The organism is Nocardia sp. NPDC050630 (assembly GCF_044457245.1).
GTDB lineage: Bacteria > Actinomycetota > Actinomycetes > Mycobacteriales > Mycobacteriaceae > Nocardia.
In genome coordinates this window covers 89250-103725 of sequence record NZ_JBITGN010000018.1, presented here as the reverse complement: position 1 = coordinate 103725, position 14476 = coordinate 89250, and the positions used below count along the sequence as shown (strand labels likewise).

Here is a 14476-nt window from a genome sequence, read left to right as displayed (position 1 = left end):
TATGAGGATCGCAGTTCCGCGGGAGGTCAAGGAGCAGGAGTTTCGGGTGGCGCTGACCCCGGCCGGTGCCGGGGAACTGGTGCGGCACGGGCACGAGGTGCTGGTTCAGGCCGGTGCGGGGGTGGGGTCCGGATTTTCGGATGCGGACTATGTGGCCGCGGGTGCGCGGATGGTGCCCGCCGCCGAGCAGGTGTGGTGGGAGGGCGAGCTGGTTCTGAAGGTCAAGGAGCCGATCGCCGAGGAGTATCCGCGGATGCGGCGGGAGCAGGTGCTGTTCACGTATCTGCATCTGGCGGCGTCGCGCGAGTGCACCGATGCGATTCTGCGGTCCGGAATCACCGCGATCGCCTATGAGACGGTGCGCGCGGCGGATGGGTCGCTGCCGCTGCTCGCACCGATGAGCGAGGTCGCGGGCAAGCTCGGACCGCAGGTCGGCGCATATCACCTGATGGCGCCGCTCGGCGGTGCGGGGCTATTGCTCGGTGGGGTGCCGGGAGTGCTTCCGGTCGATGTGGTGGTGCTCGGCGGTGGTGTCGCGGGGACGAACGCGGCCACCGTCGCGGCCGGAATGGGTGCGAAAGTCACTGTGCTGGATACGAATCTGGTGCGCTTGCGCGAGCTCGACGCGCGGTTCGATGGGCGCATCTGCACCGTGGCCTCGAATGCGGTCGAAATCGAGCGGGCGGTGCTGGCGGCGGATCTGGTCATCGGGTCGGTATTGGTGCCGGGTGCGCGGGCGCCGAAGCTGGTATCCGAGGAACTGGTACGCGGTATGCGGCCCGGCTCGGTGCTGGTGGATATCGCGATCGATCAGGGCGGATGTTTCGCCGGTTCACATCCGACTACGCATGCGAATCCCACTTTCCGCGTCGCGGATTCGCTGTATTACTGTGTGGCGAATATGCCGGGAGCGGTGCCGCACACCGCTACGGTGGCGCTCACCAATGCCACCCTCCCGTATGTGCGCGCGATTGCCGATCATGGTTGGCGGGAGGCGTGCAGCACGCATCCCGATCTCGCACACGGGGCCACCGCGGATAAAGGGCGGCTTTTATCGGCGGAGGTCGCGGCGGCGCACGGATATTCGATGCCCGAACCGGTTGGGTTGGCTGGCTGACGTGGTGCGATTGCGCGGCCGCGCAATGAGAAGGGCGAAAGCGGTGACTGCGGAATTCCTGCGGCGGGTAGTGGTGGTTGCGTTGCTTCTGGTGGTGTTGCCGTCGGTTGGTGCCGCGGTCGCGGCACCGGCGGCGCAAGGCGTCGATCCGGCCGCGGTGGATCGGTATATGTCCGAATATCTTTCCCGGACACGGTTGCCGGGGGCTTCGATCGCCATTACCCACGGTGATCGGATCGTCTATGTCGCAGGGTACGGGCACGATTCGAGCGGTGCGGCGATCAGCGCGACGACGCGTATGCCGATCGCTTCGGTGAGCAAATCCATGACGGCGTTGGCCGTGATGCAGTTGGTCGATGCCGGCAAGGTGCGTCTCGATGCGCCGGTGCGTGACTATGTCACGGACTTTCGGCTGGCCGATTCGCGCGGTGACCGGATCACGGTGCGCGAGTTGTTGAATCAGACGTCCGGAATGTCGGATACCGCCTTTCCCGATCTGCGGCGGCCGCAGGCGGATTCGCTGGCCGGTGCGGTCGAGCGACTGCATGCTGCGAAACTCGCCGCCGATCCAGGGACGGAATTCCATTATCACAACCCGAATTACCAGGTGGCGGCTCGGTTGGTGGAGGTGGTCAGCGGAGAACCGTTCGCGGACTATATGTGGCGAAATATATTCGGGCCCATCGGAATGCGGGACAGTACGACGGTGAACTCGGCGCGTGACGCCGAGGATGTGACCCACGGATACATTCGGGCATACGGATTCGCGATACCGGTTGCCGAGCCCGATTGGTTCGTCGGCGGTAGCCACGGGGTGATCACCACGGCCACCGATCTGGCCGCATGGTTGATCACCCAGAACAACGGCGGCGTCGCACCGGACGGGCGCCGGGTGGTGTCGTCGGCTGCGGTGACCGACACGCACACACCCTCGGGAGTCGGTGACGACGATTACGGAATGGGTTGGGAGCGGGCACAATCCGATCAGATCGTGCACTACGGTGACTGGTTCACCTACACCGCCGCGCAGGTCCTGGTACCCGACACGGGCTACGGGATCGCGGTCATCGCCGATACCGGCTTGGCACTCGAGGACGATCCCAAGATCATCGCGCAGGGCTTGGTCGAGCTTACCCAGGGCGAGTCGCCGGACGTGCACCGCCCATGGGGCATCTACGCCGACTGGGGGATGGCACTGCTGACGCTCGCGACGATCGGTCTCGGTGGGTTCTGCCTGGTGCGATCGCGCCGCTGGGCTGATCGGCAGGCTCGCCCCATCTGGCTGATCGCCGTGCGCGGATTGCCCTATCTGGCTCCGATACCGATCATGATCGCGCTGCCGGAGCTCGCAGGCCTGGTGTTCCGCGGTCGGGCTCCGACTTTCCTCCAGGTGACTTACGTTTGGCCTGGTCTCGTTGTGTTTCTCGGCATTGCCGCGTTGGCGGGCGTTTGCGTTGTTCTGGCTCGCGGTGTGTGGCTCATTGTGTTGCGGCGTAATCGCTGCGGGACCGATGTCGAGCAAGAAACGCCGGTTACCGCCTAGCCGGTAGGGCCCGCACATCGAATGTCCGGGCCCTGTGGGTTATTCGGCGTTCGGGCCGAGGTACCAGTCGGGGGCTCCTTCGGTGGGCAGATCGTGCAGCTTGTCCGGGTTGCGGACCACATTGATGGCGACGATGCGGCCGTTATCGATGGTGAAGGAGAAGACGCCGGTGTGGTTGCCGTCGAAGACGACCAGACCGGGCGCACCGTTGACCAGAACCGCGCGACCCCATGCGCCCGCCGCCGATGGTGCGTGGTACCAGCCGAGCAGCATCTTCGCGATGAGCTCGGCGCCGCGCACTGGCTGGCGGATGGCGGGAACCTTGCCGCCGCCATCGGCGGTCAGGCTGACATTCGCATCGAGCACGCCGAGCAGCGCGCTCAGATCCCCTGAGCGCCAAGCGACCGCGAAGGCCGAGACGACCTTCTCCTGCTCATCCGGTGAGGCAGGGAAGCGGGGTGTGCCGTCCTCGACGCGCTTGCGTGCACGCGAGGCGAGCTGCCGCACGGCCGCCGGAGTGCGCCCGACGACCTCGGCGACCTCGGGCCCGCTCATACCGAAAACATCCTGCAGGACGAATGCGGTGCGCTCGGCGGGTGAGAGCGATTCCAGTACGACCAGCAGCGCCGTGGTGACGCGCTCGTCCTGCGTGATCCGATCGGCCGGATCGTCCCAGGTGGTGACCTCGGGCTCCGGCAGCCACTCACCCACGTACTGCTCGCGCCTGTTGCGCGCCGACCCGAGCTGGTCGAGGGCCAGACGCCCGGTGACCGTGGCGAGCCAGGCCCGCAGATTCTCGATTTCGCCCGCGGTCCCGGCCTCGTACTGACGTTGCAGTCGCAGCCATGCCTCCTGCACCACATCATCGGCATCGGTGAGACTGCCGAGGGTGCTGTAGGCGAGCCTGCGCAGATACGGCCGGTGCTCCTCGAATCGCCGAGCCAACTCGGCCTGGTCGATGGGTTCGGAGGAAGGCTGGTCAGTCACTGGTCTCGCCATTCGGTCGTGCGGCCCCCTCAGGGGCGAGCTTATGTGTCGTCATGCTGATGACGACGCAGGGCCAGCGAGTGTGACATCTCGGCTCCCACGGCGCGCTGGCCGGTCGCTCGCGGTGACCGGTTACCCTCGCCGGGTGCGAACGGGGATTTCCAGGGCGGCCGGGCTGATGCTCGGCTTCGCACTCGACCGCGTATTCGGTGATCCACGCCGATGGCATCCGGTGGCTGGATTCGGTACGGCGGCAGTTGCGCTGGAGCGGCTGACCTACACCGATCGGCGTTCGGCGGGAGTCGTGCACGAACTGGTGTTGGTCGGTGCGACAACGGCGTTCGGGTTCGGGCTACGGCGCGGTGGGGTAGTCGCGACCGCGCTGGCGACATGGACGGTGCTCGGCGGTCGCAGCCTCGTGCGCGCCGGACGCGAGATGGCCGACCGGCTCGAATCCGGTGACGTGGCGGCTGCGCGGGCACTGCTGCCGTCACTGTGCGGGCGCGACCCCGAGGTACTCGATGCGGACGGATTGGCCCGCGCCGCAGTGGAATCCATTGCCGAGAACACCTCGGATGCGACCGTCGCGCCGCTGCTGTGGGGTGCTGTCGCCGGGACACCCGGTCTGCTCGGGTATCGCGCCGTCAACACACTCGACGCGATGATCGGCTACCGCAACGACCGGTACCTGCGCTTCGGCTGGGCCGCCGCCCGCGTCGACGATCTGGCCAATCTGCTGCCCGCGCGCATCACCGGCATGCTCACCGCTGCCTTGGCCCCTGCGGTGGGCGGTCATCCGGCCGATGTGCTGCACGCGTGGCGACGAGACGCGTCCAAGCATCCCAGCCCCAATGCCGGGGTCGTCGAGGCCGCGATGGCAGGTGCGCTCGGTGTCCAGCTCGGCGGGCGGACGCAATACCGGTACGGCACCGAACTGCGTCCAACTCTCGGTGACGGCGCCGCACCTCAGGTCGCGGATCTCCGGCGCGCGGTACGCATGTCGGAGGCGATCCAGGTGGGTGCGGTCCTGAGCGCCGCGCTGTGGTCGATTCTGCGTCGTTGACTCGGCGGACGCGGTCAGCGAGTACCGCCGTAGCGGTCGGCCAGGCGCTGCTCGTTGGTGGATGCGGGGGCGGCGGTCGGGGTTTCGGTCGGGGTCGGTTGCGGGGTGGCCGCGGCCTTTCCCTTGCGGCGCTCGCGGATCTCGGCGTAGATGAAGTAGCCGAGGCCGAGGGGAGCCATGATGCCGAAGGCCAGCCATTGCAGACCGTAGGAGAGATAGGGACCCGCGTCGAGTTGCGGTAGGGGAGTGGGAGTGAACGCGCCGGGCTGGTTTTCGCTGAGCTGCAGGTAGCCGCCGCGTTCGCCGGTATGGATGACGGTGAGGGGCTGCTGCAGGACGGTCATTTCCTGTGTGGTGTCCACCGAGTACACCTGGCGGTATCCGTCCTGAACCGTCGGGTCCTTACCGGGAGTGACGCCCTCGGACATCCGGATGCGCGCCTCGATCTTCTGCGGTCCGGTGGGCGGGTCCGGAATCTGCGGTGGGCGGGAGCCGTCCACGGCCCCGACGAGACCGCGATCGATGAGCAGGATGCGGCCGTCGTCGAGTTTGAAGGTGCCCAGTACCGAGTAGCCGGGCGCGCCGTCGAGGTGGCGCAGACGGACCAGCACGGTCGAGTTCGGCATATAGCTGCCGGTCGCTGTGACACGACGCCATTCGGGGTGCGAATCGGTGCTCTCCTCGTCCAGGACGGTGGCGATATCGATCGGAGCAGCGTCTACCGAATCGGCGATCAACTGGTTGCGGTGCGAGGTGGTGGTGTTCTTCCCGAGCTGCCACGGCGCGAGGACGGTGAAGCAGAGATAGGCGAAGGCCGCCACGAGTACGGCCAGGATCAGCCAGCTCGGGCGCAAGAGGAACGTCAGACGGCGCATCACGGGCGTCCGTCGGGAACGGGTTCGTAAGAGACTGATTGGTCTGGATTGTGTCCGGGGTCATTGGCGGCGAGGGCGGCGCGGACCCAGTCCAACAGCCCGGGGATGGCGGCTTCGATCTGGGCGTGGACCAGGTCGAAGTCGGTGTTGTCGCCGTAGTACGGGTCGGGGACGTCGAGGGTGTCGGCGGCCGGATCGAAGCTGCGCAGTAGGCGGCGTCGCTCCGATGGGATGCCGAGCGTGGCGAGGCGGCGTTCGTGGCCGGAGTCGAGGGCGATCAGCAAGTCCGCGCCGCGGTGTTGATTGCCGAATTTCGCGGCGACGTGGCCGGTCGGGTAGCCGTGGCGGCGCAGGGTGGCGTTGGTGCGGGCGTCGGCGTCCTGTCCGGCATGCCAGCCGTCGGTGCCTGCGCTGCTGACCCGCACGCGGTCGGCGAGTCCCTCGCGGTACAGATGTACCGCGAACATCTTCTCCGCCATCGGCGATCGGCAAATGTTGCCGGTACAGACGAACGACACGTGCAACTCACCCACGACAGCCATTCTGGCCGGTCGTCCCGATGGACCGCCACGTAGGGTGTTTTCTCGTGTCAGCCGAGAGCGTCGATCACGCGAAACTGCGTCATCACGGTGATGTCGACGCGCGCCCCGGCATGCTCGATTTCGCGGTGAACGTACAGGGCAGTGCCCCGCCACCCTGGTTGCGGAACCGGCTGTCCGCACGCCTCGACGACCTCGGCAGGTATCCGAGCGCGGCCGACGAACTCGCCGCCCGCACCGCGGTGGCGGCCCGCCACCGTCGCGGCACCGATGAAGTGCTGCTGCTGGCGGGCGCGGCCGAGGGTTTCGCAATGCTGCCCCGGCTCGCCCCGCGACTGGCCGCGGTGCTGCACCCCACGTTCACCGAACCCGAGCTGGCGCTGCGCGAGGCCGATATCCCAGTGACCCGCGTCGTACTCGAACCGCCGTACACCCTCGACCCGGCGCTCGTCCCCACCGCCGCCGACCTCGTGGTCCTCGGCAACCCGACCAACCCGACCTCGGTCCTGCACCCCGCCGACATCATCCGCGCACTGCGCCGTCCGGGTCGCATCATCGTGGTCGACGAGGCCTTTGCCGATGCGATTCCCGGCGAACCACAGTCCCTGGCCGCCACGCCCGCACCGGACATCCTCGTATTGCGCAGCCTCACCAAAACCTGGGCCTTGGCGGGTCTGCGCTGTGGTTATTTCCTCGGCGCACCCGAGTTGCTCGCCCGCCTGAATCAGGGCCGCGCCCACTGGCCGCTCGGCACGCTGCAACTGGAAGCGATCGCCGCGACCGCCGAACCGGACGCGGTCGCCGCGGCACAACAGCGAGCACAGACGATCGCCGCCGAACGCGATTCGATGATCGAACGACTGACCGCGCTGGGCATGCACGTCCACGCCCCCGCCGCCGGGCCATTCCTGCTGCTGCGCGTGCCGGACGGTGAACTCCTGCGAAAGCACCTGTCGAACCAGGGCATCGCGATCCGCCGTGCGGACACTTTCCCGGGACTCGGACCGGATTACCTGCGCGTTGCCGTCCGCGGTCGCGCCGAGGTCGATCGGTTGGTAGCTGGAATCCGTGCGGCGGGAGTTTGATGTCGGCCCAGCCTCATGATGTCGGCCTCGTGGGGACGTGGTGCCAGCGAACCCGATCGTCGGGCATGCAGGATTCGATGTGGTGGCGGGCCGATCCGGAGGTGCCGCGCGCCACCGACGGCGGGCAGCGCGGTGGTCTTCGGAAGGTCGGGCGGTGTGGTGGGACGGCGCTGTCCCCGGGCCGTCGAGTGTTGGCAGGCGATCTTGGTGTGGGCGGAAATCTGGAGACGGAGGTAGGCGGATGACGATGCTGGCGGATCTCATCGAGGTGCTCGACGCGGCTTATCCGCCGAAGTTGGCGGAGTCCTGGGATTCGGTGGGGCTGGTGTGCGGTGATCCGGACGATGAGGTGACTCGGGTGCTGTTCGCCGTGGATGCCACCGCCGCCGTGGTGGATGAGGCGATCGATTGGCGGGCACAGGCTTTGGTGGTGCACCATCCGTTGCTTTTGCGTGGCGTCGACACAGTCGCGGCAGACACACCCAAAGGCGCTCTGTTGCATCGGCTCATCCGGTCCGGTTGCGCGTTGTTCGCGGCGCATACCAATGCGGACTCCGCTGATCCGGGAGTTTCCGATGCGCTGGCCGATGCGCTCGGACTCACCGTCACCGGGCCTTTGGATTCGAAACCACGCGCCGCCGTGGACAATTGGGTGGTGCAGGTGCCGCGTTCGCATGCGGATGCGGTATTGGCGGCGCTGTTCGCGGCCGGTGCCGGTGGTAGCGGCACCTACCGCGACTGTGCTTTACGGGTGCCTGGAGTGGGCCAGTTTCGCCCGGTGGCGGGGGCGAATCCGGCGATCGGCGCGATCGGGGAATTGCAGCGAGTCGACGAGGACCGCCTCGAAGTGCTCGCACCACCCTCGGCGCGCACGGCCGTGCTGGCGGCGCTGCGGTCGGCCCATCCCTACGAAGATCCCGCATATCACGTCACCGAGCGCGCTGCGCTGCCATCGGGACTCGGCATCGGTCGGGTCGGCACCCTCCCCGAACCGGAGTCCCTGCGCGAGTTCACCTCTCGGGTCGCCGCCGCATTGCCCGCGACCACCTGGGGCGTCCGCGCGGCCGGTGACCCGGACCGCATGATCCGGACCGTCGCGGTATGCGGCGGCGCGGGCGACTCCTATCTGAATACCGCGGCGCGCCTTGGCGTCGACGCCTACGTCACCTCCGACCTGCGCCACCACCCGGTCGACGAACATCTGCGCCGCGGCGGCCCCGCGGTGATCGATGCCGCCCACTGGGCCACCGAATTCCCTTGGTGCGCACAGGCGCAAACAGCGATCCGAACCGCGCTGCCCGACCTGGAGACCCGCATCTGTACGCTGCGCACCGACCCCTGGACGCTCAGCGCCACCGGCGTGACCCGATAACGAACCGTCCCGTGCGACGGCGTGTTCAGGGCGTGTTGTCGGAGTTGGTATGTGGAACAGGTGAGTTGACACGCCCGCTCGGGGTACAACTACCGCATGAATTTCCCGGTGGACTTCGGGATCGTGCAGATCGGCCTGGTGCTGATCATCCTGGTCGCGGTCGCGTTGCTGATATCGGCGCTCGTCATGGTGCGCAAGGTCGGATTGCGGGTTTTGCTCGGGCGCGGGGCGGGTGGACTCGCCCTGCTGATCGTCGCGGTACTGCTGCTGTGGGTGATCACGCTCGTCCAGACATTCCTGGGCCTGAGTGGGGAGGTCAAGGCCGCGCACGTGGTGGTGAATCAGGTTGCGGGCCAAGACCACCGGCTCGAGGTCGACCTCACCCTCTACGGCGACGATCACCATCCCGACAAGCACGAGAAATATCAGGTCGAGGGTGACCTATGGGTGCTGCAGGCCAATATCGTCGAGTTGGAGCCCTGGGTGAACGCCCTCGGCTTCCACTCCGGCTACAAGGTCACCCGCCTCTACGGCCAGCGTCTCGACGGCGTCGCCACCACCCAGAACCAGATCTTCGTCAACGGCGACGACCAGGACTTCTTCAACGATATGCGCAACCATAAATGGTGGACCGACCCCTTCGTCCGCTCCGCCTATGGCAACGCCGTAATCGCCACCCCGGGCACCTACGACGTCTTCATCTCCCGCGACGCCATCAAAACCCGCGCACCGGGTAGTTGACGACGAGGGCGGACAAGACGTCGGATCTTCCGATGTATGACGCACCGACCACTCCCCTCGGACGGAATCACCCGTCATCCGGGGTACGGTTGAAGACTGGCATCGCGACCTCGCGTGCCCCATCCGTCCCCAGCGTCCAGGAGTTTGTCCGCGTTGAATGTCGAACCGCCTGTCCAGGCCAAGCTGCTCCAGCTCGCCGCCGTCGACGCCGAACTGACGCGGATCGCGCATCGGCGCACCGTGCTGCCCGAGCAGCAGGAGGTGGCGCGGCTCGAGGTCGAGCGGAATGCGCACAAGGATGCGGCGGTGGCGGTCGAGATCATGCTCGACGATCTGGACCGCGATATTCGCAAGCTGGAGGGCGAGGTCGAGGCGGTGCGCAAGCGCGAGGAGCGCGACCGCGCCATGTTGACCGCCGGTTCGGTGGGTGCCAAGCAGCTTTCCGAGATTCAGCACGAGCTGGGCAGCCTGGAGCGGCGCCGTTCGGTGCTCGAGGACGAGTTGCTCGAGGTGATGGAGCGCCGCGAGGCGTCGGCATCCGACCACGATCACGCGGGTGCGCGGCTCAGCAAGACCGAGCAGGAGTTGGCCGACGCGCAACGCCTGCGCGATGAGGCACTGGCCGATCTCGATGTGGCGCAGGGGCGTTGCGAGTCCGACCGCAAGCATCTGGTCGCGCTGTTCCCGGACGAACTGCTGAGCATCTACAACCGACAGCGCACCCAGCACGGCACCGGCGCCGCGTTGCTGCAGGCCCGGCGCTGCGGCGCGTGCCGGATCGAACTCGATCGCGGTGAGATCGCACGCATCGCCAAGGCCGCACCGGATGTGATCGTGCGGTGTCCGGAATGCGGTGCGATCCTGGTGCGCACCAAAGAGTCGGGTTTGTGAGGTTTCCGGCGCGGGTATCTGTACTCGGGTCGGTCCGCTCCCAGCGACGGATGGTCGGCTGTCGAAGAGGACGAGAGGAACAATGACCGAGCGCGAAGTGATCGTCGAGGCCGATGGCGGTTCCCGGGGCAATCCGGGCCCGGCTGGTTACGGCGCGGTCGTCTTCAGCGCCGATCACATTCGCATCCTCGCCGAACGCAGGGAATACGTCGGCATCACCACCAATAATGTCGCCGAATACCGCGGGCTCATCGCGGGTTTGGAGGCGGCGGCGGAGTTGGGCGCGCGCGTGGTGTCGGTGCGCATGGATTCCAAGCTGGTTGTCGAGCAGATGTCCGGACGCTGGAAGGTCAAGCACGCGTCCATGATTCCGCTGGCCGACCGGGCCCGCAGGCTGGTCGCCGGATTCGACAGGGTGACCTTCACCTGGATTCCGCGCGCCCAGAACTCACATGCCGACCGGCTCGCGAACGAGGCCATGGATGACGCCACGCTGATCGGCGAGGTGCACGCCGCCGAGCGGCAGCTACTCGATGCGGGATCGGCCGCCGCGACCCTGGCGGAGGAGGTGCGCGAGGCCGAAGAACAGCTGCTCGGCTGGACCGACGAGCCGACCGCCGCGCGCGGCGTCGAAGAGCGGCTGCCGAGTTGGATCGACGAGGTACGCGCATCGAATATCCAGGCGGCCGAACGTGATACGCCGACCGCCGCCGAAAGCTCGCCCGCATGGACCGGCGCGACCGGGCGCCCGACCCGCTTGCTACTGCTGCGCCATGGTCAAACCGGACTCTCGATAGAGCGCCGCTATTCCGGCCGCGGCAACCCGGCCCTCACCGCTCTCGGCCGCGAACAGGCCGCCCGCGCCGCGAAAATGCTCGCCGCGAAGGGTGGTATCGCCGCGGTGGTCACCTCTCCGCTCGGCCGAGCCCGCGAGACCGCCGAAGCCGCCGCCACCGCACTCGGTATTCCGGTGCGTGTCCTCGACGGCCTCACCGAAACCGACTTCGGCGATTGGGAGGGCCTCACCTTCCAGGAAGCGGCACAACGAGATCCGCAGCTACACGCCCGCTGGATCGGCGATCCCGCTACTCCCGCGCCGAACGGTGAGAGTTTCGACCAGGTGCGCGAACGAGTCGAGGCGGCTCGGCGCGATCTGCTGGCGCTGTATCCCGGCCAGAACGTCGTGGTGGTCAGCCACGTGACCCCGATCAAGACCCTGCTGCAACTGGCGCTCGGCGTCGGTCCAGAGCTGCTGTACCGCCTGCATTTGGACCTGGCGTCGCTCTCGATCGCGGAGTTCTACCCGGACGGTGGTTCGTCGGTTCGATTGGTCAACGACACGTCCTACCTCTGAGGACCTCGGTCGCGTCGGGCCAACCCGTGCGTTTTTCCGTGAACCGTGAATTATGGCGCATCGCAATGGATTCGGCCTGTCGAAACGGTCCTTTGGGTTGAATCTCACACGGTAACGTTTCAGACACGGTTATAGCGGTAGGCTTCGGTTCGGTCAGGCACAGGCATCCCGCCCCGCCTGTCTGGTCGGGGATAACCAAGGTCTTCGAACAGTGCTGCTCGGGGGGATGAGAACCGGCGGGCAGCGTTGCTCGGTGGGCGCTTCGAACGATGAAGTAGTCCTGTGCGGTCGAGTGATTCGATGGAAGCGCAGGTTCGAATGAGTAGTCCGATCAAGGTTGTCGTGCTCGGTGCGGGGATCGGAGGGCTCACCACGGCCGCCGCATTGCGACAGGCGGGCTTCGCGGTCGAACTCTATGAGGCCGCACCCGAGCTGCGTGGCCAAGGATTCGGACTTTCGGTGCAGGCCAACGGAATCAAGGCACTGCGTGCCATCGGTCTCGGCATCGAGGAGGAGCTGTTCGAGCGTGGCGGCAAGGTCGAGACCTTCCGCTTCAACAACCCGGACGGCACCCCCATCCGAGTGCTTCCGGTGCACCGACAGGACGAGCGGCTCGGCGCACCGAGTGTCGCCCTGCATCGCAAGGATCTGCATGCGATCCTGCTGCGCGCGATCGGCGATACCCCGACTCATGTTGGCGCACAAGCGACTCGGTTCATCGACGACGGTGAGCATGTGCGCGTCGACTTCGCCGACGGTCGCATCGCCGAGGGCGATCTGCTGATCGGCGCTGACGGCATCCACTCCGTGGTGCGTGCCCAATTGCACGGCCGCGCCGAACCGCGCCCCGGCGATTTCATCGCCTGGCTGGCCTGCATCCCGTTCGAACACCCCGCCGTGCCGCGCGGCTATTCCGCGCACTATTGGGGCACCGGAATGCGTTTCGGCATCCATGACATCGGCCACGGCCGGGTGTATTGGTGGGGCACCATGTCCATGCCGGGCGATGAGGCCGCCGACTGGCGTGGCACCAAGGAAGATCTGCGGCGGCTCTACGCCGACTGGGCGCCGGAGGTGCGCGCCTGCATCGATCAGACCGACTGGGCCGATGTGCTCGCGGTGCCCTGCCAGGACCGTCCGCCGCTGGACGGCTGGGGACGCGGTCGGGTCACCCTGCTCGGTGATGCCGCGCACCCCATGCTGCCCAGCCTGGGTCAGGGCGCCAACTCGGCAATCGAGGACGCGGTCGTACTCGCTCACACGCTGAAGAACTCGCTGGATCCGGTTGCGGGCCTGCGTCGTTACGAGCAGGTGCGGGCCGAGCGGACGGCCATGTTCGTCAACGGTTCCTGGTCGCTCGGCAAAATCGAGCAGACGACCGACCCCAAGCTGGTGAAGGTGCGCGACACCTACTTCCGGCACGCACCCACCGAATTCTTCCTGCGCGAATTGGGTAAGCCGATGTCGTTTCCGCCACTGGAGGGGCCGACCGCGCGGCTGCCGCGCCAGCTGTCTCCGGTGGAGCGTTGGCATTGGATCGCGGATCAGCTTGCGCCGCTGCATATTCTGGCCCGCGTGCGGGTGCACGGCTCGATTACCGCCGAGCAGGTGCGAATCGGTCTCGACGAAGTGCAGCATCGACATCCGCTGCTCCGCGTCGCGGTGGCGGCCGAACCCGACGGCACCGCACCGCGTTTCGTGCCGGTGCCGACGCCGATTCCGCTGCGTGTGATCGAATCCGCCGGTCCGGATGCCTGGCTGACCGAGGTCGACGATGTCGAGTTGCGCGAACCCTTCGACTGGCACTCCGGTCCGCTCGCGCGGGCCGCGCTCATCGCGGATGCGACCGGTGAGACCAGCGATCTGATCGTCACCATGCACTACGCGATCGCCGACGGTGAGAGCGCTATGTCGGTGGCCAAGCAGGTACTGCAGGTCGCCGCGGGCGATGGCACTGACCTCGAGCCCGCCCCGGTTCGACCAGGTCCAGAGGAGCTGTTCCCGTCGAAGTTCCAGGGTGCCAAGGGCTTCGGACGCACCATCGGATCGCTGCTGCGCGACCAGAAGTCGCAGCTGAAGCGGCCGCGCCGACTCGAGCCGACCGAACTCGCCACGCCGTCGCGGCGGCGTAGCCGGGTCGTGCACCGCAGTCTGGACGCCGATCAACTCGACGCATTGACCGCGGGTTGCCAGCGCCAGGGCGTCGGCCTGCAGGCCGCGCTCTCGGCGGCGCTGCTCATCGCGGCGGCACGCGAGTCGGGCGTCTACACCGAATCCTGGTACACCGTAGGCAGTTCGGTGAACTTCCGTGGCCACCTCGACGGTGCGGTCGCCGACACCGAGGTCGGCACCTACCAGGGCATGATCGCGACCCCGGCGAAGTACGCGCCGTGGTGCTCGCTGTGGCAGATAGCCGGGGAGATCGAGCGCGAATACGGCGCACGAATGGACCGTCGCGACCATCTCGCGGCACTGAGCCTGCTGAAGGTCGCCGCACCGAAATCGGTGGCTGCCAGTGCATCCACGGTCAAGCTGATGGACACCCGCGGTCCAGGTCACCTGTGTATGACTTATCTGGGGCGCTACGCGTTCCCGGACAAGATCGGTGCGTGGCAGCTCTCGGGCGCGCAATTCGTCTCGGGCATGTCGGTGAGCGGCTTCATCATGGCCACCGCCAATGCCACCCATGGGGAATTGTCGTTCAACCTCGGCTATGTCGAGCCCGCGGTTTCTCGTGAACGCGCCGAGCGTCTCGCCGATGAGAGTATGCGCGCATTGCTGTCGGTGTTCTGACCGGCTCGCACCCGAATACGAGGGCGAATCCCGGCATCGATGTCGATGCCGGTAATTCGCGCTATCTGAAAACTGGATACAAGTGGTAACAGCTCTGCGTTTCGGCGTCATCAGGT

At 67.0% G+C, this 14476-nt stretch carries 12 protein-coding genes; 9 read left to right on the top strand and 3 right to left on the bottom strand.

Annotated features, from left to right (window positions below):
* The first annotated feature begins 1 nt into the window (after position 1).
* Positions 2–1117, top strand: coding sequence for an alanine dehydrogenase (gene ald, locus ACIBG0_RS33025; protein WP_397037954.1), 1116 nt, complete (start codon positions 2–4; stop codon positions 1115–1117).
* A 43-nt stretch (positions 1118–1160) separates the two neighbouring features.
* Positions 1161–2660 carry a serine hydrolase domain-containing protein gene (locus tag ACIBG0_RS33020; RefSeq protein WP_397037953.1) on the top strand — a complete coding sequence of 500 codons (1500 nt, stop codon included), beginning with the start codon at positions 1161–1163 and terminating at the stop codon, positions 2658–2660.
* A 39-nt stretch (positions 2661–2699) separates the two neighbouring features.
* Here ACIBG0_RS33020 and sigJ read toward each other — a convergent pair whose 3' ends face one another.
* Positions 2700–3647 carry an RNA polymerase sigma factor SigJ gene (sigJ, locus tag ACIBG0_RS33015; protein WP_397037951.1) on the bottom strand — a complete coding sequence of 316 codons (948 nt, stop codon included), beginning with the start codon at positions 3645–3647 and terminating at the stop codon, positions 2700–2702.
* Between the two features lie 145 nt (positions 3648–3792).
* Between sigJ and ACIBG0_RS33010 the strand changes: the two genes are divergently transcribed.
* Positions 3793–4710 carry a cobalamin biosynthesis protein gene (locus tag ACIBG0_RS33010; protein WP_397037949.1) on the top strand — a complete coding sequence of 306 codons (918 nt, stop codon included), beginning with the start codon at positions 3793–3795 and terminating at the stop codon, positions 4708–4710.
* Between the two features lie 14 nt (positions 4711–4724).
* Here ACIBG0_RS33010 and ACIBG0_RS33005 read toward each other — a convergent pair whose 3' ends face one another.
* Both ACIBG0_RS33005 and ACIBG0_RS33000 read right to left on the bottom strand, forming a co-directional pair.
* The gene (locus ACIBG0_RS33005) at positions 4725–5585 is read right to left on the bottom strand and encodes an SURF1 family protein (protein WP_397037947.1); all 861 of its coding nucleotides are present in this window, start codon (positions 5583–5585) and stop codon (positions 4725–4727) included.
* Positions 5585–6127 (bottom strand): low molecular weight protein-tyrosine-phosphatase, encoded by a 543-nt coding sequence (locus tag ACIBG0_RS33000; RefSeq protein WP_397037945.1) that lies wholly within the window; start codon positions 6125–6127, stop codon positions 5585–5587. The genes ACIBG0_RS33005 and ACIBG0_RS33000 overlap by 1 nt, the downstream gene beginning before the upstream one ends.
* A gap of 17 nt (positions 6128–6144) precedes the next feature.
* Here ACIBG0_RS33000 and cobC point away from each other — a divergent pair, with 17 nt between their 5' ends.
* The 6 genes from cobC to ACIBG0_RS32970 all read left to right on the top strand — a co-directional run bounded on the left by cobC (position 6145) and on the right by ACIBG0_RS32970 (position 14360).
* Entirely contained in the window at positions 6145–7209 is a 1065-nt protein-coding gene (gene cobC, locus ACIBG0_RS32995; RefSeq protein WP_397037943.1) for an Rv2231c family pyridoxal phosphate-dependent protein CobC, read from the top strand.
* A gap of 241 nt (positions 7210–7450) precedes the next feature.
* Entirely contained in the window at positions 7451–8581 is a 1131-nt protein-coding gene (locus tag ACIBG0_RS32990) for a Nif3-like dinuclear metal center hexameric protein (RefSeq protein ID WP_397037941.1), read from the top strand.
* A gap of 96 nt (positions 8582–8677) precedes the next feature.
* Positions 8678–9322 carry a hypothetical protein gene (locus ACIBG0_RS32985; protein WP_397037939.1) on the top strand — a complete coding sequence of 215 codons (645 nt, stop codon included), beginning with the start codon at positions 8678–8680 and terminating at the stop codon, positions 9320–9322.
* 153 nt (positions 9323–9475) lie between these two features.
* Entirely contained in the window at positions 9476–10213 is a 738-nt protein-coding gene (locus ACIBG0_RS32980; protein WP_397037938.1) for a zinc ribbon domain-containing protein, read from the top strand.
* 82 nt (positions 10214–10295) lie between these two features.
* Positions 10296–11567 carry a bifunctional RNase H/acid phosphatase gene (locus tag ACIBG0_RS32975; protein WP_397037936.1) on the top strand — a complete coding sequence of 424 codons (1272 nt, stop codon included), beginning with the start codon at positions 10296–10298 and terminating at the stop codon, positions 11565–11567.
* 318 nt (positions 11568–11885) lie between these two features.
* On the top strand, positions 11886–14360 hold the full coding sequence (locus ACIBG0_RS32970; RefSeq protein WP_397037934.1) for an FAD-dependent monooxygenase: 2475 nt from the start codon (positions 11886–11888) through the stop codon (positions 14358–14360).
* The last annotated feature ends 116 nt before the right edge of the window (positions 14361–14476 follow it).